The organism is Pseudooceanicola marinus, assembly GCF_020177265.1.
Lineage (GTDB): Bacteria > Pseudomonadota > Alphaproteobacteria > Rhodobacterales > Rhodobacteraceae > Pseudooceanicola > Pseudooceanicola marinus_A.
In genome coordinates this window covers 330,705-354,152 of sequence record NZ_JAIVMC010000006.1, presented here as the reverse complement: position 1 = coordinate 354,152, position 23,448 = coordinate 330,705, and the positions used below count along the sequence as shown (strand labels likewise).

20 protein-coding genes are annotated in these 23,448 nt (G+C 67.3%); 2 read left to right on the top strand and 18 right to left on the bottom strand.

All coding sequences use genetic code 11. The annotated features are described in order from the left end of the window. Positions 1–38: 38 nt before the first annotated feature. From LC066_RS12545 to LC066_RS12530, 4 genes are all read right to left on the bottom strand, one after another. Complete coding sequence (locus tag LC066_RS12545) at positions 39–770, bottom strand: HAD-IA family hydrolase (protein WP_224899463.1); 732 nt, start codon at positions 768–770, stop codon at positions 39–41. A 278-nt stretch (positions 771–1,048) separates the two neighbouring features. Further along, entirely contained in the window at positions 1,049–1,960 is a 912-nt protein-coding gene (locus LC066_RS12540) for a 2-hydroxyacid dehydrogenase (protein WP_224899459.1), read from the bottom strand. Then, positions 1,957–3,333 (bottom strand): aspartate aminotransferase family protein, encoded by a 1,377-nt coding sequence (locus LC066_RS12535; protein WP_224899456.1) that lies wholly within the window; start codon positions 3,331–3,333, stop codon positions 1,957–1,959. The genes LC066_RS12540 and LC066_RS12535 overlap by 4 nt, the downstream gene beginning before the upstream one ends. Positions 3,334–3,593: 260 nt before the next feature. Beyond that, complete coding sequence (locus tag LC066_RS12530) at positions 3,594–3,962, bottom strand: cupin domain-containing protein (protein ID WP_224899453.1); 369 nt, start codon at positions 3,960–3,962, stop codon at positions 3,594–3,596. A gap of 198 nt (positions 3,963–4,160) precedes the next feature. Here LC066_RS12530 and LC066_RS12525 point away from each other — a divergent pair, with 198 nt between their 5' ends. Next, positions 4,161–5,450, top strand: a complete 1,290-nt coding sequence (locus LC066_RS12525) for an NAD(P)/FAD-dependent oxidoreductase (protein WP_224899449.1) — start codon at positions 4,161–4,163, stop codon at positions 5,448–5,450. Positions 5,451–5,524: 74 nt separating this feature from the next. Here LC066_RS12525 and LC066_RS12520 read toward each other — a convergent pair whose 3' ends face one another. The 5 genes from LC066_RS12520 to LC066_RS12500 all read right to left on the bottom strand — a co-directional run bounded on the left by LC066_RS12520 (position 5,525) and on the right by LC066_RS12500 (position 9,761). After that, positions 5,525–5,986 (bottom strand): DUF1348 family protein, encoded by a 462-nt coding sequence (locus LC066_RS12520; protein WP_224899446.1) that lies wholly within the window; start codon positions 5,984–5,986, stop codon positions 5,525–5,527. Positions 5,987–6,079: 93 nt separating this feature from the next. Further along, positions 6,080–6,550, bottom strand: coding sequence for a cyanase (cynS, locus tag LC066_RS12515; RefSeq protein ID WP_224899436.1), 471 nt, complete (start codon positions 6,548–6,550; stop codon positions 6,080–6,082). Positions 6,551–6,560: 10 nt separating this feature from the next. Continuing rightward, a complete protein-coding gene (locus LC066_RS12510) occupies positions 6,561–7,472 on the bottom strand; it encodes an ABC transporter ATP-binding protein (protein WP_224899434.1) in 912 nt (303 codons plus the stop codon). An 87-nt stretch (positions 7,473–7,559) separates the two neighbouring features. Then, positions 7,560–8,390 (bottom strand): nitrate ABC transporter permease, encoded by an 831-nt coding sequence (ntrB, locus tag LC066_RS12505; RefSeq protein WP_222481398.1) that lies wholly within the window; start codon positions 8,388–8,390, stop codon positions 7,560–7,562. A gap of 3 nt (positions 8,391–8,393) precedes the next feature. Further along, positions 8,394–9,761 carry a CmpA/NrtA family ABC transporter substrate-binding protein gene (locus LC066_RS12500; protein ID WP_224899432.1) on the bottom strand — a complete coding sequence of 456 codons (1,368 nt, stop codon included), beginning with the start codon at positions 9,759–9,761 and terminating at the stop codon, positions 8,394–8,396. A 230-nt stretch (positions 9,762–9,991) separates the two neighbouring features. Here LC066_RS12500 and LC066_RS12495 point away from each other — a divergent pair, with 230 nt between their 5' ends. Then, a complete protein-coding gene (locus tag LC066_RS12495; RefSeq protein WP_222481394.1) occupies positions 9,992–11,848 on the top strand; it encodes a sigma 54-interacting transcriptional regulator in 1,857 nt (618 codons plus the stop codon). Positions 11,849–11,932: 84 nt separating this feature from the next. Here the strand turns inward: LC066_RS12495 and LC066_RS12490 are convergent, their stop codons facing one another. The 9 genes from LC066_RS12490 to dctP form a co-directional block, all read right to left on the bottom strand. Then, the gene (locus tag LC066_RS12490; protein ID WP_224899430.1) at positions 11,933–14,137 is read right to left on the bottom strand and encodes an NADP-dependent isocitrate dehydrogenase; all 2,205 of its coding nucleotides are present in this window, start codon (positions 14,135–14,137) and stop codon (positions 11,933–11,935) included. 377 nt (positions 14,138–14,514) lie between these two features. Then, entirely contained in the window at positions 14,515–16,008 is a 1,494-nt protein-coding gene (glpK, locus tag LC066_RS12485; protein WP_224899419.1) for a glycerol kinase GlpK, read from the bottom strand. Between the two features lie 38 nt (positions 16,009–16,046). Beyond that, positions 16,047–17,660, bottom strand: coding sequence for a glycerol-3-phosphate dehydrogenase (gene glpD / locus LC066_RS12480; protein WP_224899416.1), 1,614 nt, complete (start codon positions 17,658–17,660; stop codon positions 16,047–16,049). A gap of 122 nt (positions 17,661–17,782) precedes the next feature. After that, positions 17,783–18,427 carry an HAD-IA family hydrolase gene (locus tag LC066_RS12475; protein WP_224899413.1) on the bottom strand — a complete coding sequence of 215 codons (645 nt, stop codon included), beginning with the start codon at positions 18,425–18,427 and terminating at the stop codon, positions 17,783–17,785. A gap of 227 nt (positions 18,428–18,654) precedes the next feature. Further along, positions 18,655–19,164: a flavin reductase family protein gene (locus tag LC066_RS12470; RefSeq protein WP_224899410.1), complete on the bottom strand. Its 510-nt coding sequence runs from the start codon at positions 19,162–19,164 to the stop codon at positions 18,655–18,657. Beyond that, a complete protein-coding gene (locus tag LC066_RS12465) occupies positions 19,157–20,284 on the bottom strand; it encodes an aromatic ring-hydroxylating oxygenase subunit alpha (protein ID WP_224899407.1) in 1,128 nt (375 codons plus the stop codon). Before LC066_RS12465 ends, LC066_RS12470 begins: the two co-directional genes overlap by 8 nt. Before the next feature lie 321 nt (positions 20,285–20,605). After that, a complete protein-coding gene (locus LC066_RS12460) occupies positions 20,606–21,889 on the bottom strand; it encodes a TRAP transporter large permease (RefSeq protein ID WP_224899404.1) in 1,284 nt (427 codons plus the stop codon). 4 nt (positions 21,890–21,893) lie between these two features. Next, positions 21,894–22,385, bottom strand: a complete 492-nt coding sequence (locus tag LC066_RS12455) for a TRAP transporter small permease (protein WP_222481379.1) — start codon at positions 22,383–22,385, stop codon at positions 21,894–21,896. Next, positions 22,385–23,386: a TRAP transporter substrate-binding protein DctP gene (dctP, locus tag LC066_RS12450; RefSeq protein WP_224899401.1), complete on the bottom strand. Its 1,002-nt coding sequence runs from the start codon at positions 23,384–23,386 to the stop codon at positions 22,385–22,387. The genes LC066_RS12455 and dctP overlap by 1 nt, the downstream gene beginning before the upstream one ends. Positions 23,387–23,448: the final 62 nt, after the last annotated feature.

Here is a 23,448-nt window from a genome sequence, read left to right as displayed (position 1 = left end):
GGCCGCTCCGGTCTTTACGCCGGACTGGCCCGTTTGGATCAGGCTTCGAAGGCCTTGTCGGCGGCCTCTGCCAGCTCGATCAGGGCGTGGAAGTGGTAGTCGGGCTCGGTGTATTCCTTCGGCTCGATCGTGCCGCCATAGCCCTTCTGGGCGTGGCGCCGCTGGATCCAGGCGTTGGTCATGCCCAGTTCGCGAGAGATGCCGATGTCGTGGTACTGGCTCTGCGCGGTGTGCAGGATGTCATCCTTGGTGCCGCCGTCCTTGGCCACGTAGTCGAACACCTGCTGGAAGTAGTCGGGGTTCGGCTTTTCGCAGCCGGTATCATCGGTGGTGAACCCGGCCCAGAACGGTTGGCCCAGCTTCTCGGCGTATTTCTCGAAGGCCCAGCGACGCGCGTTGGTCATCGCGATCAGCTTGTAGCGGGCTTTCAGCTTGGCCATGGCCTCGGCGCTGTCGGCGAAGGGCTTGGCGTCACCGACGCGTTCGATCATCAGCTGGCGATATTCCTCGGTATCGGGCAGGCCGAAGGCCTCGGCGATGCGCGAATAGCAGCGGCCCAGGTCATCGGGGAAGAGACCGGCGCCGGGCTCGTAGCGGGCATCGCGGTAGACCGACAGGGCGGCCTCGCCGTCTACGTCCACGTTTTCCTTCGCGGCGATCTCGGCCAGACCGTCCTTGATGGCGCCCTCGAAGTCGATCAGCGTTCCGACCACGTCGAAGGTGACGTAGCCGAAGGCGGTCAGGGGTTTCACTGCGGTTTCAGTCGCCATCTTGGCGGTCCTTTCTTCTATGCGCCGTCTGCGGCACAGAACATTCTTTGTCTGACGGCCACCCCGGGGGAGCACGGGGCAGGGCGGCGGCAGTTTCTGCTACCTTTGCCCGGGACCCCTTGTTTTCCGGGGGCCGCTGGCCGTCGAAGGTATCTTCGCAAGAACCAGTCTGGCGGGGAAAACCTTCGGTGAAACGCCAAATTCAGCGGGCGAAGCGGCAGAATCTTCCGTATTCGGGCGGCGGGCGGCATATCGCGCTCGCCCCCAGCGTCCATGGCTCAGTATCCCGCCGTACCGTCTATCAGGCCCGGAATCGTGGTGCCGGCGCGGTCGGCGGCGATCACCTGCAGCGCGTGGCGGGCGCCGTCTCGGTCATCGGTGACCGAGCCGACATGGGGCGTCACGATCAGGCCGGGATGGTCCCAGGCCCAGTGTGTCTCGGGCAGCGGTTCGGGGTCGGTGACGTCCAGCATGGCCGAGGCCAGGCGCCCGTCGTCCAGCGCCCGGCGCAGGGCCGGCATGTCCAGCTGCGCGCCGCGCCCGGCATGGACCAGCCGCGCGCCTCGGGGCAGGGCGTCGAACAGCGCGTCGTCCAGCAGGCCGCGGGTCTCATCCGTCAGGGGCAGCAGGCAGGTCAGGATGTCGCATCGGCCCAGGAAGGCCGCGTGGTCGCGGGGGCCCGACACGGGCACGCCCGGCATCGGGCGGCCCGAGCGGCTGTAGCCCGCGACGTCGAAGCCCAACTCGCCCAGGCTCGTGGCCACCAGCTGTCCGATGCGGCCCAGGCCCATGATACCGACGCGGGTTTGCGCGGCGGGGCGGGTCTGGTGATCCTGCCACAATCCGGCGCGCGCCTGTTCAAGGTAAAGCGGCATGTCCCGGTGCAGCATCAGCGTGGCCATCACCACCCAGTCCCGCACCATCTGCGAAATGCCCGGGATGACCGTGCGCGCCAGCCGCACCGAAGGCGGCAGCGCCGGCATCTGGTCGACCCCCGCGCCGACGCTCAGGAGCAGGCGCAGGTTGGGATAGCGCGACAGGTCCGCGGGCGGGACCCAGCAGGCCAGATGCGTGACGGCCGCGGCGTCCTCCACCGCGGCCTCACCAAGGATGATGTCCTCGCCGGCGGCGTCGAAGACCTGTTTCCAAGCCTGCGCGCGCCGGTCGGGGGCAATCAGCAGCAGGCTCATCCGGCCAGCACGGCCCGGATTTCCGGGTCTTCCAGCGTCAGGTCCAGCGTGGCGCGGGTGCGCTCGACGATGCCGTCGATGTCCGCGTCGGTGCAGCACAGCGGCGGCGCGTAGCCGAAGATGCCCTGCGCGAAGGAGCGGATCACGAGGCCCTGTTCCCAGGCGCGGTCGAAGAGGCGCGTGGCGGCCTGCACCTCGGCGGGCAGCGGCGTCTTCTTCTCCTTGTCGGTGACCAGCTCGACGGCGGCCAGCATGCCGCGTCCGCGCACATCGCCGACCAGAGGGTGATCGCGCAGGCTTTCCAGTCCGGCCATCAGACGCCCCCCGGCCTTGCGCCCGTTCTCCAGCAGGCCGCCTTCGTAGAGCTTCAGCACCTCCAGCGCGACGGCGGCCGAGACCGGGTGTGCGGAGTAGGTGAAGCCGTGGCCGACGGCCTTGGCGCCGGCGCCCTCGGCGATGGTTTCATAGACATGGTCCCGCATGAAGACCGCACCCATGGGCGCATAGCCCGAGGTCAGGCCCTTGGCGGTGGTCATCAGGTCGGGGACGATGCCTTCGTCCTCGCAGGCGAAGAGCGGGCCGGTACGGCCGAAGCCGGTGATGACCTCATCTGCCACGAAGAGCACGCCGTATTCCGCGCAGAGCTCGCGCATCGCCTTCACCCAGCCCTTCGGCGGGACCAGCACGCCGCCCGAGCCCTGGATCGGCTCACAGTAGAAGGCCGCGACCTTCTCGGCGCCGATCTCCTCGATCTTCGACCGCAGCTCGAAGACCGAGGCGTCGATGACCGCCTGGGCGTCGTCGCCCACCGGGTTGCGGTAGAGGTAGTGCGAGGAAATCTTGTGCTGCCAGTCGTAGGGCACGCCGAAACCTTCGTGGAAGCCCGCCAGCGCGGTCAGGCCCGCGCCCATGGTGGTGGAGCCGTGGTAGCCGTTGGCGATCGAGATGAACTGGTCGCGGCCCGGCTGGCCCTTGGAATGCCAGTAGTAGCGGATGAAGCGGATCGTGCTGTCCACCGCGTCCGACCCGCCCAGGGAGAAGTAGATGTGGTTCAGATCGCCCGGGCTGCGTTCCGCCAGTTCGGCGGCCAGGCGGATCGGGGCCTCGGCGCCCAGGTCGAAGTAGCCGGTGGCATAGGGCAGTTCGCGCATCTGCTTGGCGGCGGCCTCGACCACGCTTTCGTGGCCATATCCGGCGTTGACGCACCACAGGCCGGCGAACCCGTCGATCAGCTCGCGCCCTTCGGCGTCGGTGACGCGGGCGCCCTTGGCCGAGGCCAGCACGCGCACGCCGCGCTCTTCGTGGCCGCGGAAGGAGGAGACGGGATGGACGAGGTGCCGGCGGTCGAGCTCGACAAGAGAATTGGTCAGCATGGGCTTCTCCGGAAGAATGTGGCGCCGCGGGTCGTTCGGGCGTCTTCGGTACGCGGTCAGGATAGCGGCGCGGCGCACAGGGCGGATGCCGATGGTGCCGGGCCGGGCGGCAGTTTCGCCCGTGTCCGGGGCGCGGAACCGAATGTCGTGCGGTTCGCGCGCCCCGGGGTGGCGCCGTGCATGGATGCGGGGAGCACACGGCGCCCTGGGCCCGCGGCGTCGGGAGAGGAGGGGGCGCCGCGGGCAGGGGGAGGGCAGGATCAGGAGGCGATGATGAAGATCTTGCGCACCGTCTCCAGGGTCTTCCAGGTGCCGACGAAGCCGGGCTTCAGAATGAAGCTGTCGCCGGGGCCGAAGGCATGGGTTTCGCCGCCGTCCTCGCCGATTTCGACCCGGCCGGACAGGATGTGGCAGAATTCGAAGGTCTCGCCCTTGATCGACACGGTCTTGCCGGTGGTGGCTTCCCAGATGCCGGTGCGGATCTTGCCCCACTTGGCGGCCTCGGCCATGGCGGCGTCCAGCTCCCAGGTCTTGTACTGGGGGTTGCCCTCGATGCGGCGTTCCTCGGGGGCCTCGTTTTCACGCGGGGCGAAATCGGGGGCGGTGTCGATGGGCAGCAGCTTGGTCATTGGGCGTCCTCTCGGGTCAGTTCGGTCTCAGTGTCCCCCATGGGGTCAGCCGCCGGTCACCGAAGTTTCCGCGCCTGTCGGCATCGCGTGCCGCAAAGGGACGGGGAAAAGCAATTTCCTGCTTCCGCGTCCGCAACAGCGGCACCGGCTGTCTGTCGCGGCGCGACATGATGCAGGGGATCGAGAGAGGGATGCGTCATGAAATATCAATCCTACTGGCACGACACGGCCCCGGTCTTCGCGGCGGCGCAGGACGGCCCCGTCGCGGGTCGCTTCGATGTGGCGGTGATCGGCGGCGGCTTCACCGGGCTGAACGCCGCGCGCAAGCTGGCGCGCGAGGGTGTCTCGGTGGCCCTGCTGGAGGCCGACCACGTCGGTGCCGGCGGATCGGGACGCAACGGCGGGCACCTGAACAACGGCATCGCCCATGGCTATGCCAGTGCCAAGACGCACCTGGGCGCCGACCGGGCGCATGCTCTCTACAAGGCCTATGATCGCTCGATCGACATGATCGAGGAGGTGATCGCGGAGGAGGGCATCGACTGCAACTTCCGCCGCGCCGGCAAGCTGAAGCTGGCGTCGAAGGCCAGCCACGTGGACGGGCTGAAGGCCAACTTCGAGCTGATCCACCGCGAGGTTGACCCCGAAACCCGCTGGCTGGAGCGGGACGAGCTGTCGGGGGAGATCGGATCGGAGGATTTCCACGGCGGGATGCTCTATGAAAAAACGGCGATGATGCACATGGGCCGTTACGTGACCGGCCTGGCCGAGGCCGCCGCGCGGCACGGCGCCTGCATCTGGGAAGGCGCGCCGGTCACCGACCGCCATCGCAACGGCACGGGCTGGAAGCTGGTGACGCCCAAGGGCACGGTCGAGGCCGACCGGGTGATCGTGGCCACGGGCGCCTATTCCGGGCGCACCCGGGCGCCGATGCTGCGCCACTTCCGCCGCCGCATCATCTCGGTCGGGTCCTTCATCGTCGCCACCCGCCCGCTGACCGAGGCCGAGGTGGCGCGCACCCTGCCGGGCAACCGCACCTACGTGACCTCGATGAACATCGGCAACTACATGCGGCTGACCCCGGACAACCGGATCATCTTCGGCGGGCGGGCGCGGTTCTCGGCCACCTCCGACCAACGCTCCGACGCCAAGTCGGGGGAGATCCTGCGGGCGGGCTTTGCCCAGCTCTTCCCCGAGTTCGCGGACATTCAGATGGATTATTGCTGGGGCGGCCTGGTGGGCATGACGAAGGACCGCTACCCCCGCGCGGGCGAGGTCGACGGGATGCTCTACGGCATGGGCTATTCGGGGCACGGCGCGCAGATGTCGAACCTGATCGGCCAGGCCCTGGCCGACATGGCCATGGGGCGCGAGGACACCAACCCGCTGGCGGGCCTCGACTGGCCGGCGATCCCGATGCACACCGGCAAGCCCTGGTTCCTGCCGCTGGTCGGGGCCTATTTCGGCCTGAAGGATCGGCTGTCCTGACAGGCCAATGCTGACGGAAAGAGGAGGGGCCCGCAGGGGCCCCTTCGTGTTTCGGCCCGGGTTTTCGCCCGCGCCTAGAAAAGCCCCGGCGGCGGCGCGAGATCGGCGGGGCGCGGGCCCTGGGGCCAGGTGAACAGCCTGTCGCCCTCGGCGATCGGCACATCGTTGATCGAGGCGTGGCGTTCCGCCATCAGCCCCTGGGCGTCGAAGCGCCAGTTTTCATTGCCGTGGGAGCGGAACCACTGGCCCCCTTCGTCGTGCCATTCATAGGCGAAGCGCACGGCGATCCGGTCGCCGGTAAAGGCCCAGAGCGACTTGATCAGGCGATAGCCTTCCTCGCGCTGCCACTTGCGGGTCAGGAAGGCGTGGATCTCGGCATGGCCGGTCAGGAACTCCGACCGGTGCCGCCAGCAGCTGTCCTCGCTATAGGCCTGCACGACCCGGTCGGGGTCGCGGCTGTTCCAGGCGTCTTCGGCCAGGCGCACCTTCTGCAGGGCGGTCTCCTCGGTGAAGGGCGGCAAGGGTGGACGGGACATGGCGGGGCCTTTCGCAAGCGGGGCATCCGGAATGAAAGGGCCGACCGGAGGGGCGCCCCCGGTCGGCCCGCTGGTCAGGCAGGGCCGTGGCGCTTACCAGCTGTTGTAGCCCAGGTACTTGCCCGACATCTCGATCTTCACGCGGTCGCCCTTGGGGTGGGGCACGCGGGTCACCGACATGTCGAAGTCGATGGCGGACATGATGCCGTCGCCGAACTTCTCGTGGATCAGGGCCTTGATGGTGGGGCCGTAGACGCCGACCACCTCGTAGAGGCGATAGATGCAGGGATCGGTGGGCACCGTCTGTTCCCAGACCTTCGTCGGGCTCTCGGCCAGCACGCTGGCGGCCTCCTGCGGCAGGCCCAGGGTGGCCACCAGCAGCTCGGCCTTCTCGGCGGGCATGGCGTTCATGCCCATGCAGGCGGAATGGGTCCAGACCGGCGACATCCCCACCTTCTCCGCGATCTCCTCCCAGGTCAGGCCGGCCTGCTTCTTGGCCGACAGGATCATCATGGTGACGTCCTCTTTGCTCATCATCTTGGGCACCTCGTAACTGTCTTGCATCGGGTCTTCCTCAGTTTTGCACGGCATGAAGCCGCGGGCTCTTGTCGCCGTCGCCCTCGGGCTCGGCGGTCTCCTCCATGGTGATCCGCACCGTCTCGGGCACCTGCGGGGTGCCGTTCGACCGGCGTCCCGACAGCTCCTTCGACCGGCGGCCGAGGAACTGCACCAGGTGGTTGCGGATCGCGTAGTAGTTCGGGTGCTCGACGATCTCCGTCCGGTTGCGCGGGCGGGGGATCGTGATCTCGACCGATTCCGCCACCCGGGCCAGGGGGCCGTTGGTCATCAGCAGGATACGGTCGGCCAGCAGGATCGCCTCGTCGATGTCATGGGTGATCATGAAGACGGTCTGCTTGGTCTCGCCCCAAATCTTCAGCAGCTCTTCCTGGATCGTGCCCCGGGTCAGCGCGTCCAGCGCGCCGAAGGGCTCGTCCAGCAACAGCAGCTTGGGATGGTTGGCGAAGGCGCGGGCGATGGACACCCGCTGGCGCATGCCGCCCGACAGCTGGCTGGGCTTGCGGTGGATCGTGTCGCCGTCGAGCCCGACCATGGCCAGGTAGGCCTCGGAATGTTCGGCCACCTTGGTCTTGGACCAGTTGGGATGGCGGGCCTTCACGCCGAACATCACGTTGCGCAGGGCCGACAGCCAGGGCAGCAGCGAATAGTTCTGGAAGACGACACCGCGGTCCAGGCTGGGCCCGGACACCTCGTAGCCGTCCATCTTCACCACGCCGGAGGTCGGTTCGGCCAGCCCGGCGAGGATGTTCATGATCGTCGACTTGCCGCAGCCGGAATGGCCGAGGATGCAGACAAACTCGCCCTTCTCCACCCCGAAGGTGGCATCCTCGAAGACGGTCATCGTCCCGCCCTTGCCGTCGGGGAAGGACTGGGTCAGCTGCTCGACGCTGAGAAACGGTTTGGTCATGTCCTGGGCCTTTCGGTTCGGGAGGCTGCGCGCGGGGCTGCGGGGGGACGGGCGGATCGGGCCGCCCGCCTGGCGCTGTGCAGGGGATCACTCGGCATAGGCCACCGCCCGCTGAAGCGCCGCGAAGGCCGAATCCAGCAGCATGCCGACAATGCCGATCATGAGGATCGAGAAGATCACCGAGGTGAGGTCGAGGTTGTTCCACTCGTTCCAGACGTAGTAGCCGATGCCGGTCCCCCCGACGAGCATCTCGGCGGCGACGATCACCAGCCAGGCGATCCCGATGGAGATGCGCATCCCCGTGATGATCGTCGGCGCGGCGGCCGGCAGGATCACGGTGAAGGCTGTCTTCAGCGGGCCCAGCTCATGAGTGCGGGCCACGTTCACCCAGTCCGACCGGACCCCCGCCACCCCGAAGGCGGTGTTGATCAGCATCGGCCAGATCGAACAGATGAAGATCACGAAGATCGCCGAGGCCTCGCTGTCCTGGATGACGAAAAGCGCCAGCGGCATCCAGGCCAGCGGAGAGATCGGCCTGAGCACCTGGATGAACGGGTTGAGCGCCCGGTAGGCCATCGGCGACATGCCGATGAGGAACCCCAGGGGCAGGGCGACCAGGGCGGCCAGGAGATAGCCGCTGAGAACGCGGTAGATCGAATAGCCGATCTGGATGCCGATGCCTTTGTCGTTCGGGCCCGCATCGTAGAACGGGTTCGACAGCTGCTCCCAGGCCTTGGCCAGCACCTGGCTGGGTGGCGGCACACCGGCCTTCTGCGCCCCGCCGCCGGTGAGACGTTCGTACTCGGTCATCTCCTCCAGCGGTTTCTGCCCGGGAATGGCGGCCTCCCAGATCAGGAGGCCGACCGCCAGAAGCACAATCGACAGAAGCGCCGATTTCTGGTTCAGGGACAGGGTCATGGATCAGCCCTTGCCGATCGGGAAGGACTTCACGTAGCCCTCCGGGTCGGAGCTGTCGAAGGTCTTCCCCATGATCGTGTGCGAGGTGTAGGTGACGTCCGGCGCGTCGTAGCCCAAGTCGTTCATCACCTTCTTGCAGTCCGCGGCCAGGTAGACCTGTTCGGCCACGCCCTTGTAGTCCACGTCGCCCTCGATGTAGCCCCAGCGTTTCATCTGGGTCAGGATCCAGACACCCATGGAATGCCAGGGGAAGGGGTCGAAATCGATCCGGTCCGGCACCTTCTTCACCTCGCCCAGCCCGTCGGCATAGGTGCCCGTCAGCACCTGTTCGATCACCGGCACCGGCTGGTTGAGGTAGTTCGTCGGCGCGATGGCCTCGGAGATCTCCTTCCGGTTTTCCGGCACCCGGGCGTATTGCGTCGCGTCGATGATCGACTTCAGCAGGGCACCGTAGGTGTTGGGCAGCTCCTGGGCGAAGGACAGCGGCGCGGCGAAGGCGCAGCAGGGGTGGCCTTCCCAGATGTCCTTGGTCAGCGTGTGGATGAAGCCGATGCCCTCCCAGACCGCGCGCTGGTTGAACGGGTCGGGCGACAGGTAACCGTCGAGGTTGCCGGCCGACAGGTTGGCGACCATCTCGGGCGGCGGCACCACGCGGATCTGGATATCGACATCGGGGTCCAAGCCGTATTCGGCCACGTAGTAGCGCAGCAGGAAGTTGTGCATCGAGTATTCGAAGGGCACGCCGAAGGTGAAGCCCTTCCACTGCTTGGGGTCGCGCTTGTCCTTGTGGTCGTTGTGCAGAACGATCGCCTGGCCGTTGATGTTCTCCACCGCGGGCATGATGTAGGGGCTGGCGGTTGAGCCGGCGCCCAGGGTCATCGCCAGGGGCATCGGCGTCAGCATGTGGCTGGCGTCATATTCGCCCGCCAGCGACTTGTCCCGCGCGACGGCCCAGCCGGCGGTCTTGATGACCTGCGCGTTCAGCCCGTATTTCTCGTAAAAGCCAAGGGGCTGCGCCATGATGATCGGCGTGGCGCAGGTGATCGGCACGAAGCCGATGTTCAGGTCGGTCTTCTCCGGCGGGCCCAGCTCGTCGAGGATCGCGGCCTTGGCCTTGTCCATCGGGAAGACCGAGGCCAGCGCGGCGGCGAAGGTGCCCCCGCCCAGCATGCCCATGAAGGACCGGCGGCTCAGGTCGTTCTGGCCGAACATGGACCGGACCACGGCGCTTTCGATGGCGCGTTCCAGCATCGCGTCGGTCGTATCCGGCGCGGCCTCCTCGGTGACCGATGCCTGGCAGCTGTTGCAGCTGCAGCCCGCGCCATGGCGCAGGTCGGACCTGTGATCGAATGGATTCCCCAGACTTTTCATGTGTTCCATCTCCCGTGTTGGTGCCCGGTCATTTGAGGAGCGACCGTGTCTGACGGGATCAGCGTAGCGAGCCCTATGGTGTGGCGCGTCGCTTTCCTGGGTTTTGTCATGTATAGGGATTTCGAGTTATTTCAGTGGGTTGTGTGGTGCTCGCGATATGCTGATATTGCGAAATTTCGTAATTTACGGTTTTTCGTAACGAGATTGCTGCGATGCGGTAATCTTTGCTCATGAAAGACTTCGCCCCCGATTCGATCCTCGGCCTCTGGCCCTGGCCCGCCGTCTGTGTCGATCCGGAAACCGACCGGGTCTGCGCCGCCAACCCGGATGCCGAACGGCTGTTTGGGCGCCCGCTGGTCGGCGACAGCTTTCTGCGCCACCTCGATGGCAAGGCGGGCGACCTCGTGGTCTTCGCCGACGCGGTGCAGCATTTCGGCCGTCACTGGACCCGCGACTTCGGCCTGCGCCTGCCCGATGGCGAGACGCGCCCCTGCGAGCTGACCGGCACCTATATCGACGGGCGTGACGGGCACCGCCTGCTGATCGCGCTGGTCCCGCTGGATGAGCTGCAGGCGAGGCAGGACATCGCAGAGGCGGCGCATCTGCACCGCTCCGGCCTGCTGGAATGGAAGCGCACGCAGACCTTCTTTTCCGAGCTGGAGCGTCAGAACCAACTGATCCTGGATGCCGCCGGCGAAGGGATCTACGGCATCAACGCCGACGGCCAGACCACCTTCGTCAACCGCGCCGCGCAGGAGATGCTGGGCTGGTCGGCGGAGGATCTTCTGGGCCGCGACACCCATGCGATCATCCACCATCGCCACCTCAACGGGGACCGCTACGATCACCGCGATTGCCCGATCTATCATTCCTTCCGCAATGAACGGGTCAGCCGGGTCGAGGATGAGGTCTTCTGGCGCAAGGACGGGCGGCCGATCCAGGTCGAATACGTTTCGACCCCGATCTATGACGGGCAGGTCCTGGCGGGGGCCGTGGTGATCTTCCGCGACATCTCGGACCGGAAGGAAAATGAGCGTCGGTTGCGCGAGGCCATGGCCGAGGTCGACGCGCTGCGCGACCGGCTGGAACAGGAAAACGCCTACCTGCAGGAGGAGATCAGCTCGGCCCGGGCGCATTACGACGTGGTGGGCAAGGCCCCGGCGATCCAGCGCACGCTGAAACAGGTGGAGCTGGTGGCGCCCACCGACGCCAACGTGCTGATCTCGGGCGAAAGCGGGACGGGCAAGTCGCTGATCGCGGCGGCGGTGCACAAGGCCTCGGACCGGCGGCGCCGGTCGATGATCCGGCTGAACTGCGCCGCGCTGCCCGACAATATCGACACCGAGCTGTTCGGTCAGGTCCGGGTCAATGGGCGCGGCATCGACAAGGCCGGCCGGCTGGAGCTGGCCCATGGCGGCACCCTGTTCCTGGAGGAGGTCGCGGATCTGCCGTTGGACTACCAGGGGCGGCTCTTGGATGCGTTGCGCGACCAGCAGGTGACCCGCGTCGGTGAAGACCGGCAGCGCCGCGTCAACGTGCGCATCATCGCCTGTACCTCGCGCGACCTGTCGCGCGAGGTGGTCGCGGGCCGCTTCCGCGAGGATCTGTATTTCTTCCTCAACGTCTTCCCGATCGCCCTGACGCCCCTGCGCGAGCGCCCCGAGGATATCCCGCCCCTGGCCGCGCATTTCCTGCGCCTGGCCTGCCGCCGGACGAAACGGGCCGAACCGACGATCACCACCGGCGCGATCCGCAAGCTGGTGGCCTACCCCTGGCCCGGCAATGTGCGCGAGCTGGAGAACGTGATGGAACGGGCGCTGATCGTGTCGACCGGGGACAAGTTGCAGATCGAGGGGCTGGAGGCGTCGCTGCCCACCTCGGCGAAACCCGCGCGGACAATCCTGACCGAACAAGAGCTGCGGGCGCTGGAGGTCGAGAACCTGATCGCCTGCCTGAAACAGACCGGCGGGCGCGTTGCAGGGCCGGGCGGCGCGGCGGAACTTCTGGGGATCCGGCAGACGACGCTGTATTCCCGCATCCGCAAGCACGGCATCGACCCGGCCATGTGGTCCGCCGCCCCGAGCTGAAACGACAGACCGGCGACCGGGCAAAGGAAAACCCCCGCCGGATCCTCTCCGGCGGGGGCTCTCATGTCAGTGGCGCGGGCCGGTTCAGCCGAGGATGGTGTTCAGCGTGGCCGAGGGGCGCATTACCGCGGCGGTCTTGTCGAAATCGCCGTGGTAGTAGCCACCCAGATCGACCGCCTGGCCCTGGGCCGCGGCCAGTTCGCCGGTGATCTCCGCTTCCTTCTCGGCCAGCTGGGCCGCGATCGGGGCGAAGTGGCCGGCCAGATCTGCGTCATCGGACTGTGCCGCCAGGGCTTCGGCCCAGTAGCGGGCGAACCAGTAGTGGCTGTCGCGGTTGTCGGGCTCACCCACCTTGCGCGAGGGCGACCGGCCGTTGTCGAGGATGCCCTGCGTGGCGGCATCCACCGCCTCGCCCAGCACCTTGGCCTTGGCGTTGCCCTTGGCATTGCCCAGGAACTTGAAGCTCTCGCCCAAGGCGCAGAACTCGCCCAGGCTATCCCACCGCAGGTGGTTCTCTTCCATCAGCTGCTGGACGTGCTTGGGGGCCGAGCCACCGGCGCCGGTCTCGAAGAGGCCACCGCCCTGCATCAGCTTCACGATCGACAGCATCTTGGCCGAGGTGGCCAGTTCCAGGATCGGGAAGAGGTCGGTCAGGTAGTCGCGCAGCACGTTGCCGGTGATGGCGATGGTGTTCTCGCCCTTGGTGATGGTCTCTAGCGAGGCAACGGTGGCTTCGCGGGGGGCCATGATCTCGAACTTGTCGGCGACGCCCTTGGCCTCCAGGATCGGCTTCACGAAGGAGATCAGCTCGGCGTCGTGGGCGCGGGCTTCGTCCAGCCAGAAGATGGCGCGGTAGCCGGTTTCGGCCTGACGTTCGATGGCCAGGTTCACCCAGTCCTCGATCGGCGCCTTGCGCGCGGAGGCGGAGCGCCAGATGTCGCCCTTCTCCACGCTGTGCGAATGCAGCACGGTGCCGTCTTCCAGGATCATCTTCACGGTGCCCGCGGCGGGGATCTCGAAGGTGGTCGGGTGGGAGCCGTATTCCTCGGCCTTCTGGGCCATCAGGCCGATGTTCTGGACGGTGCCGGCGGTGGCCGGGTCCAGTTTGCCGTTGGCCTTGAAGTACTCGATCGTCGCGTCATAGACCGGCGCGTAGGAGCTGTCGGGGATCACGCAGTTGGTGTCGTGCTGGGCGTTGTCCGGGCCCCAGCCCTTGCCGCCGTCGCGGATCAGCGCGGGCATCGAGGCGTCGATGATGACGTCCGAAGGCACGTGCAGGTTGGTGATGCCCTTGTCGGAGTTCACCATGTACATCGGCGGACGGGTCTCGCGGACCTCTTCGATGGCCGCCAGGATCTCCGGCTCGTCCTTGACGCGCTCCAGCAGGGCGCCCAGGCCGCCGTTGGGGTTCACGCCCAGCTCCTTCATCTTGTCGCCGTACTTTTCGAAGACGGGCTTGAGCCATTCCTTCACCGCGTGGCCGAAGATGATCGGGTCGGAGACCTTCATCATGGTGGCTTTCATGTGCAGCGAGAAGAGGGTGCCGGCCTTCTTGGTTTCCTCGATCTGTTCCGCCAGGAAGGCGTCCAGAGCGGCGGCGGACATGAAGGTCGCGTCGACCACGGTGCCGGCGGGGTAGGAGACGGCCTCTTTCAGAACGGTCTCGCCCTCTGCGGTTTCCAGCACGATCTTGGCGGTCGCGGCTTCGGCCAGGGTGGTGGATTTCTCGTTCGAGAAGAAGTCACCCGAGGACATGGCCGAGACGGTGGTCTTGCTGTCAGCGGTCCATTCCCCCATGCGGTGCGGGTTGTTCTGGGCGTATTTCTTCACCGCGGCGGCGGCGCGACGGTCCGAGTTGCCTTCGCGCAGCACCGGGTTCACGGCGGAGCCCTTGATGGTGTCGTACTTGGCGCGCACGGCCTTCTCTTCGTCGGTCGCGGGCTCGTAGGGGTAGTCGGGCAGGGCGTAGCCCTGGGCCTGCAGTTCCTTCACCGCGGCCACCAGCTGCGGCTCGGAGGCGGAGATGTTGGGCAGCTTGATGACGTTTGCCTCGGGGGTCTTCACCAGCTCGCCCAGGGCGGCCAGGTCGTCTTCCTGGCGCTGCTCTTCGGTCAGGTACTCGGGGAAGGTGGCGATGATGCGGCCGGCGAGCGAGATGTCGCGGGTGCCGATGGTCACGCCGGCGGGCGCGGCGAAGGCCCGGATGATCGGCAGCAGGGAGGCGGAGGCCAGTTCGGGCGCTTCGTCTACCTTGGTATACACAATATCGGGCGTCTGTTTGTCAGCCATGTTTCTTCTCCCTTTCGCGATCTTCGGAAGGTCCGGCCTGGAACGGCGCGGCGTCGGTTGGACGGTCGGTCATCCGGGCGGCGCCCGGGGACAGGCGGAGGCCCCCGGGTGCGGGGGCGTCCCGCAAATCCCTAGAGGCTGGGCGGGGCGAAGGCAAGTTTGCAGAGCCTTGCCACGCGGGGTTTCGCGCTATCAGCCGGGCGCTGCGCCCGTGGCCGGCGGGGGAGGGGGGCCTTGCCCCCCCCGTCCCGGCGGGGCCGGGACTCCCCCCCGCGAGTATTTCCGACAAGGTGAAGGAGGGGCGCAGGGCGAAGGGTGGCCGGCGTCCCGCCCGTGGCAGCCGGGCAGGGGCCCCTGGCAAAAGTGGGGCGCGCCGATCAGAACCCCTGGGCGGCGGTGACGGCGCGCTTCCAGCCGTCGTAGAGGCGGGCGCGTTCGTCGTCTTCCATCGCCGGGGCGAAGGAGCGGTCCAGCGCCCAGTTCTCGGAAAAGCCCGCCTGGTCGGGGTAGAGGCCCGCGCGGTGGCCTGCCAGCCAGGCGGCGCCCAGCACGGTGGTTTCCACGTTGGCCGGGCGGTCCACCGGGGCGCCGAGGATGTCCGACAGGAACTGCATGGCGTAGTCCGAGGCGCTCATCCCGCCATCGACGCGCAGGGTGGCGCCTTGGCCATGGGCGTCGCTGTCCCAGTCGGCGTGCATTGCCTCCAGCAGGTCGCGGGTCTGGAAGCCCACCGATTGCAGGGCGGCGCGGGCGAACTCGGCGGGGCCGGAGTTGCGGGTCAGGCCGAAGACCGCGCCGCGGCAGTCGGCATTCCAGTAGGGCGCGCCCAGGCCGGTGAAGGCTGGCACCAGCACAAGCGTCTGGGTGGGGTCGGCGCGTTCGGCCAGCGGCTGGGTCTCGGCGGCCTCGCGGATGATCTTCAGCCCGTCGCGCAGCCATTGCACCACGGCGCCCGCGATGAAGATCGACCCTTCCAGCGCATAGGTCCGTTTGCCCTCCAGCTGGTAGGCCACGGTGGTCAGCAGCCGGTGCGAGGAGCGCACCAGTTCATCCCCGGTGTTCAGCAGCGCGAAGCAGCCGGTGCCATAGGTCGATTTCACCATGCCGGGGGTGAAACAGGCCTGGCCGATGGTGGCGGCCTGCTGGTCGCCTGCCACGCCCAAGATCGGGATCGGACGGCCGAAGAGGTCGGGGCGGGTGGTGCCGAAGTCATCGGCGCAGTCGCGGATCTCGGGCAGCATCGACATGGGGATGTCCAGCAGATCGCAGATCTCTTCCGACCAGGTGCCCGCTTCGATATCGTAGAGCAGGGTGCGGGCGGCGTTGGTGGCATCGGTCACATGGGCCGCGCCGCCGGTCAGTTTCCAGATCAGGTAGGTATCGACGGTGCCGAACATCAGCTTGCCGGCCTCCGCCGCCTCGCGCGCGCCCTCGACCGTGTCGAGCAGCCATTTGACCTTGGTGCCGGAGAAGTAGGGATCGAGAAGCAGGCCGGTGATCTCGGTCACCCGGGCCTCGTGGCCCTGATCGCGCAGCCTGGCGCAGAGGTCGGAGGTGCGGCGGTCTTGCCAGACGATGGCGCGATGGATCGGGCGGCCCGTTTCGCGGTCCCAGATCAGTGTCGTCTCGCGCTGGTTGGTGATGCCGATCCCGGCGATCTGGTCCGGGCTGACGCCCGCCTTCTCGATCGCCGCGCGGCAGGTGGCGGCGGTGGAGGACCACAGGTCGGAGGCGTCATGTTCGACCCAGCCCGACTGCGGGTAGTGCTGGGGAAATTCCTGCTGGGCAGAGGCGACGGGGGCCATGTCGGCGTCGAAGATCAGCGCCCGGGTCGAGGTGGTCCCCTGGTCGATGGCAAGAATATGGGTCATGCGGTCTCCTCCCGTTTTCCTCTGGTCTGACCTTTCCGTCAGGTCGGGCTGTTCTTACGGCTCCGTTCCTCGGCCAACCAGGCGTCCAGCGCGGCGATCTGGTCCTCGTTCAGACGTAGGCCGAGCTTGGTGCGGCGCCAGACCACGTCTTCGGCGGTGCGGGCATATTCGCGGGTCATCAGGTGGCGCACTTCGGCCTCCGACAGCCCCGCGCCGAAGTCGCGGCCCAGGTCGGCGGCACTGGTGGCGTCGCCCAGGATCTCCGCCGCTTCGGTGCCGTAGTGGCGGAAGAGGCGTTGCGCGCCCGAGGGGCCGAGGAAGGGGTAGGCCTTCAGCAGCTCGGCGATGCGGTGCTCGGCCTCCTCCACCGGGAAGTCGCCGCCGGGCAGGGGGCGGCCCGCGGTCCAGGGCGCGCGGATCGTCGGGAAATGCTCTGCCAGGTGGTCCATCGCGTGTTCCGCCAGCCGCCGGTAGGTGGTGATCTTGCCGCCGAAGACCGACAGCAGGGGCGGGCCGCTGCCTTCCATTCGCAGGGTATAGTCGCGGGTCGCGGCGGAGGCCGAGGAGGCCCCGTCGTCATAGAGCGGGCGGACGCCCGAGTAGGTCCAGACCACCTGGGTCCGGGTCACAGGCTCGCGGAAGTACTCCGAGGCGAAGGCGCAGAGATAGTCGATCTCCGTCTCGGTGATCTCGGGGGGCTGATCGGGGTCGGGGTGGTCCATGTCGGTGGTGCCGATCAGGGTGTAGTCCTGTTCATAGGGGATGGCGAAGATGATGCGCCCGTCGGAGCCCTGGAAGAAATAGCATTTGTCGTGATCGTAAAGCCGCCGGGTGACGATGTGCGAACCGCGCACCAGGCGGATGCCGGCCTCGGAATTGCGCCCCAGGGTGCCGTTCAGCATGTCCGCGACCCAGGGACCGGCGGCATTGACCAGCGCCTTGGCGGTGATCTGGCGCGCCTCGCCGGTCTCGGTATCCTGCAGATCGACCTGCCAGCCGTCGCCCTGGGGCCGCGCGCCGGTGACCTTGGTGCGCGGCCAGATCTCGGCCCCCCAACGGGCGGCGTCGCGGGCGTTCAGCACGGTCAGCCGGGCGTCCTGCACCCAGGCGTCGGAATATTCGAACGCGCGGTGCAGGCTGTCCTTCAGCGGCGCGCCCTCGCGGGTGCCGTCCAGCGACAGCGACTTGGTGCCGGGCAGGATCTCGCGCCCGCCCAGAGTGTCGTAAAGGAACAGGCCCAGCCGGATCAGCCAGGCCGGGCGGCGGCCCTTCATCCAGGGCATCACCAGGTTCAGCAGGCGCGAGGTGGGGGTCGAGTTCTCGAACCGCATCTCGGGGTGGATCGGCAGCACGAAGCGCATGGGCCAGGAAATGTGCGGCATGGCCTTCAGAAGCTGTTCGCGTTCGATCAGCGACTCGCGCACCAGGCGGAACTCGAAATATTCGAGATAGCGCAGACCACCGTGAAACAGCTTGGTCGAGGCCGAGGAGGTGGCGCCGGCCAGGTCGCCCATTTCCGCCAGGCCGACGCGCAGGCCGCGGCCCGCGGCGTCTCGGGCAATGCCGCAGCCATTGACGCCGCCGCCGATGACGAAAAGGTCGAAGCGGTCGGTCGGGGGGGCTGCGGGCGTGGCGGTCTCGGGCGCGGACATGGGGGATCTCCCTCTGGGGCGTCGCGCGCAGATGACAACGGCTGGCGCCGGTTGTCAAAGCGATGCGGCGTGAGGGGGCGTGATCGCGGTGGCCGGGCGCGGCGGCCTGCCGCGCCGGGATCTCAGCTGAGGCGGGCGACCAGGGCCGGCAGCTCCGCGAAGTCCGAGAAGGCGGCGCGGCAGGTCAGACCCCCGCCGCCCTTGCGATAGCCGTTTGTGTAGAGGAGGAAGGGTACGTCGGCGCGCAGGGCGGTTTCCGCATCCGTCTCGCTGTCACCGATGTAGATCTGGGGACCTGCGTCGCCCAGCCGGTCGAAGGTGCTGTGCAGCGGCGCCGGATCGGGTTTGCGGCAGTTCAGCGTGTCACCGCCGACGATGGCGTCGAAGGCGCCGTCGAGGTCAAGGTGACGCAGCACCGCGCGGGCCGGACGTTCGGGCTTGTTGGTGCACAGGCCCAGCCGGTGGCCCTCGGTCGACAGGCTGGCCAGGATCTCGGGCACGCCGGGGTAGACCCGGGTCAGCTCGACCGCCGTGTCGTAGTGTTTCATGAACTCCGTCAGCATGCGCGGTTTCAGGCAGGGGTCCAGCTCCCGCGAGGCGATCATGCGATCAACGAAGGTGGGGACCCCTTCCCCCATGAACCGGCGCGTTTCCGGCAGCGACAGCGGGCGCGCTTCCAGCGCGGCCAGGATGCCGTTGGCGATGCCGCGGACGTCGGGCGCGCTGTCGATCAGCGTCCCGTCAAGATCGAATACAAGGCGTGCCATGCCCCTCCCTACTCATAAACAATGTCACCGAACCGGGTGCCTTACGTCTTCAACGCCCGAAGCGGTGCCTCCCTTCCTTCTGCCTAGGGCGGGGGGAGGTGCGGGCAAAGCGAAGCCCGACGCCATGCGGGCGGCCAGATAGCCTGTGCCCAAAGCTTTGGCAATCGGGGTCAGACAGGTGGCAGGGAATAAAGACTTGCGGGTCTAATCCGGCGCGGTGCGTCGGGTCAGTGGCCGTCCAGCGCCAGGGGCGATGCATAGCCGCGGTTGGCATGGACCAGCGGCTTGCCGGGGGCGCCCAGCACCACCTCCTCCACCGCGCCGAAGACGACGTAGTGGGTGCCGACAAGCTGTGCCGCGTCGATGCGGCAGACGAAGGAGCAGACGGCCCCGTCGAGGCGCGGCACGCCCAGGGAGGTGTCGTGCCAGGACCCAGCGTCGAAGCGCGAGGCGAGATCGGGCACCCGGCCGGCGAAGGCGTCCGAGATCCGCGACTGATCCTCACGCAGGACGTTGACGCAGAAGGTGCCGTTTTCGCGAATGGGGTCCACCGCGCTGACCTTGTGGTAGAGGCAGACCAGCAGGGTGGGGCGTTCGGTATCCGCCGAAACGGAGGCCATGGCCGACACGGTGACGCCGGCGCGTCCCGCCGGGCCGTCGGTGGTCACCACGTTGACGGTGGTGGCCGCACGGGACATGGCCTCTAGGAAGTTCTGGCGGAGGGGGTCTTCAGACATCGGGTATCCTGTTCGCGATCCAGCGGGCGAATTCGTAGTTGGGGCGTTCCAGATGGCTCAGCGCGCCGGGACGGGCCAACCGCCCCTGCATGCCGCGCCAGACGCGTTCGGTGCATCCACGATCCTCGTCATTGACGTGATCGAGAAGGCCTTTCAATGCGGAAAAATGTGTCTCCGCGTCGGGGTCGGCGGCGAAGTCGGGGTGCAGCCCGCCGCCATAGAGGATCTTCACGTGGCCGGGCCCGTCTGGGGTCAGGCAGAGATACCAGAAGTAGCCCGGCGTCAGCGTAATCAAGAGCGAGGGGTAGATCGCCATGAGCCAGGTGCGCAGCCGGTCCTTGCCCTGCAGCGTCGTGTTGTCCTTGTGGGCGATCGACAGGGCGATGCTGTCGTCCTTCAGGATGTGGTGATAGTTGAAATGCGCCTTGCCTTCGGGGCAGGTCATCTGCCGCAGGTTCACCGCGCCGCCGATGGTGCCGCCGTGGCACATGGGCAGGTGATAGGACTCCATGAAGTTCTCGGCCAGGATCTTCCAGTTGGTGTTCCAGCGGTGCTCTTCGCGGAAGGTCTCCACGTAGTCGGCCATGCCGAGGTAGCCCACCAGGTCGTCGACCTCTGCCAGTTGCTCCTGCGGTTCGGGCAGGTCGGGGTTCAGGGTGACCATGATCCAGCCGTTCCAGTCGACGCAGCGGATGGCGGGCAGGCTGTTGGCCTCCTTGCAGAAGCCCTGGTTCATGTCCATCGCCGGTGCCCCACGCAGCGAGCCGTCCAGCGCGTAGGTCCAGGCGTGGTAGGGGCAGGTGATGACGCGCACGCGGCCGCGTCCCTCCAGCAGGGTCGACATGCGGTGGCGACAGACGTTGGACATGGCGCGCAGCACGCCCTCGCGGTCGCGCAGCACAAGGATCGGTTCGCCCGAGATCTCCATCGTCAGGTAATCGCCGGGCTCTTTCAACGCGTCCACGCGGCCCGCGCACAGCCAGGACGTCGCGAAGACATGCTCCTGCTCCAGCGCCTGGAAGCTTTCCGAGGTATAGACCGACACCGGCATGGCCTGGGCCCTTTCGAAGGGCACGGCGACATTGGCGCGCAGCTCGGCGGCGGGATCATGGACGTTCATCTTGCTCTCCTGGGGTCGCGTGGTGGAATGGCGCGGCTGGATCTCGGCCGGGCGAACCTGGGGGAGATCGTTTGCAAGCACCTTATTTCCACTGCGGCACCTCTTGCCCCTAGAAAGCAAGGAAGATCTGCCGAAGGCAACGGTCGGCTTGGTGCACAGGATGAAAACGGGATGTGGAATTGGGCAAAGGCCGCCCCGGCAGGGTCCGGGGGGCCGTTTGCGATGTCGCGCCGAGGGGGGCGCGACCGCCGGCCCGGGGAGGGCCGGCGGTGCACTGCTGGGGCTGCGGCAGGTGGGGAGAAAGCCGCGCCGAACTGGCGGTCAGTTCAGACCCAGCAGATGCGGGATGGTCAGCGACAGTGCCGGCCAGTAGGTGGTGGCCAGCGTCACCGGCAGGACCACGCAGATCAGCATCGACAGCGCCGGTTTCACCGCCCCCATGACCGAGGCGTTGCAGACCCGACACGACATGTAGAGGATCGGCGCCATGGGCGGAGAATTCGCGCCCACCACCACCGAACAGGCGACGATGGCGGCAAATTGCACCGGGTCCACGCCCGCGCCGGTGATCAGCGGCAGGAACAGCGGCGCCACGACCACGGTGACCGACACGTCATCCATCAGCATGCCCGCGATGATCAGCACCGCGTTGACCAGCAGCAGCGCGTAGATCGGGTTGCCGGCAAAGCCCTGCACGGCCTCGGCCAGGTCCTGCGGGATCCGTTCGAAGCTGAGGATGCGCGAGATCATGAAGGAAAAGAGCAGGATCACGATGATCGAGCCCGTGGTTTCCGCCGTGCGCACCAGCGAGGTGGCGAAGAGGCGCGGCGTCAGTTCCCGGTAGAAGACGAAGCCCACGACGGCGGGGGCCAGGGCCGCGACGGCGGAGGCCTCGGTCGGGGTGAAGATGCCGCCGTAGATGCCGCCCAGGATGATGATCGGCAGCGACAGGGCAGGCAGGGCCGACAGGGTGGCGCGGCTCAGGGTCAGGCTCGGGTCCTTCGGCGCCTCGGTGATCTGCGGCTGGGTGCCGACGAACAGGCGGTTCCAGATCAGCAGGCACAGGATCAGCAGGATCGCCGGGCCGATGGAGGCGGCGAAACAGGCCGCCACCGATTGCCGCGTGGCCACGGCGAAGAGGATCATGGTGATCGAGGGCGGGATCAGGATGCCGAGCAGCGAGGAGATCCCCAGGAGCGAGGCGATGTAGCCGCGCGGATAGCCGCGCTCGGCCATCGGGTTCGACATGATCGTGCCCATCGAGGCGACGGCGGCGCTGGCGGTGCCGGCGATGGCCCCGAAGACGGCGGAGGAGACGACGACCACGCCGCCAAGGCCCGCGCGTCCGCCGGCCAGCCGGCCGATGAAGGTCACGATGCGCCGGGCGATGCCGCCGGTTTCCATCAGGTAACCCGTCAGGATGAACAGCGGCAGCGCGATCAGCACCAGCGAGTTGAGAGAGCGGAAACCCTGCAGCATCAGCGTGCTGAGGTTCACGTCGAAGGTCCACACGAGGTAGGCCAGCACGCCGGCGAAGGACCAGGCCACGGGCAGGCCGATGGCCATCAGCACCACCAGGATGGGCAGGGCGATAAGCGCGTCCATGGGGTTATCCTTTCAGTTGGCGCAGGTCGAGAACGGCCAGCACCACGTCGCGCAGCCCATAGGCGAAACAGCCGACGGCGCCGATCATGATCGACAGCTGCGGCAGCCACAGCGGGATCTGGTAGGCCGGCGTCCATTGCGGGCGGCGCATGCCCCAGGCGAACATTTCCCAGGTCCACCAGATGAAGAAACAGGTGACGATGACCGTCAGTACCGCCACTACCAGCGCATGGATGGCGCGGGCGCGGGGCGTGGTCAGCAGCTGGTCGATGAAATCCACGGCCAGATGCGCGCGGTTGCGCGAGGCCAGGATGGCGCCCAGCATGTAGAACAGCACGGCGGCGGTCAGGATCAGCTCGTGCAGGCCGACGACCGAGTAGTTGATGAACCGCGCCAGCACCAGGAAACCGGTCAGCAGGGCCGTCACCAGCCCTGCCAGGATGGCCAGCGCGCCAAGCGCGCCGGCCAGTCTGCGTTCAAAGCGGCCTGAGGTCATCAGAACTCGGAAGCGTTGGCGCGGATCACGTCCATGATCTCGGTGCCGACCTGTTCGTCCAGCATCGGCCAGACCACCTCACGCACACGGGCGACGGTGGGGGCCAGCTCCTCGTTGCTGGGCTCGATGTAGGTCATGCCGGCGGCCTCGGCCTCCTCGACGTAGTGATCGTCCAGCGCCTTGGCGTTGGCAAAGCCCTCTTCCATGACCACGGCGGCGGCCTCGGCCACGACGGTCTGCTGCTCTTCGGTCAGGCTGTCCCAGGCTTCCTCGTTCATCGAGATGATGCCGGTGTTGAACTGCTGTTTCATGCGGTTGTAGTAGTCCAGCGTGTCGCGGAAATACTCGTAGTCCCAGTAGATCACATTGGCGCCGTCGCCATCCACCACGCCGGTCTGGATGGAGGTGAAGACCTCGCCCCAGTCGATCGTCGCGGTCTGGTAGCCCATGGCCTGGATGGTTTCCGCCATCGGGAAGGACGGGGGCACGCGGATCTTCATCGCCGCCGCTTCGTCCGGGGTCACGGCATAGCCGCCCTTGGTGGCGACGCCGTTGAACCCTTCGGGCCAGGCGCCGAAGAAGGTCAGGCCCAGGTCGCCGTAGATGTCGTTGATGACGTCGTTCATCCAGCCGCCCTCGGAATAGGCCGCAAGCGCTGCATCCCAGTCGGAGAAGATGTAGGGGGCATAGACCACCGCGACGCGCTGGTCGTAGGAGGTCATCGGCCAGTTGATCATCAGCTGTACGTCATTGGCCATGAACAGGTCGAAGACGTCCTGCTGGCCGCCCAGCTCGTTCTGGTAGAAGACGTCCACCTCGATCTCGCCGTCCGAGTTCTCCTCGATCAGCGCCGCCCAGCGGTCCAGCGCATCGCCGGCGGCAGAGCCGGCGGCGCCCGAGTCGGTGGCCATCCGCAGCGTGACGTCGGCGGCATGCGCGGCGCCGGTCATGGCGGCCAGTGCGGTGGTCAGCAGCAGCGTTTTGGTGAGTTTCCCGTTCATCTGTGTCTCCCTGTCAGGTTGTGCCATGGCCTTGTTCGGCGGGCTTTGGAGATTTTTGTTGT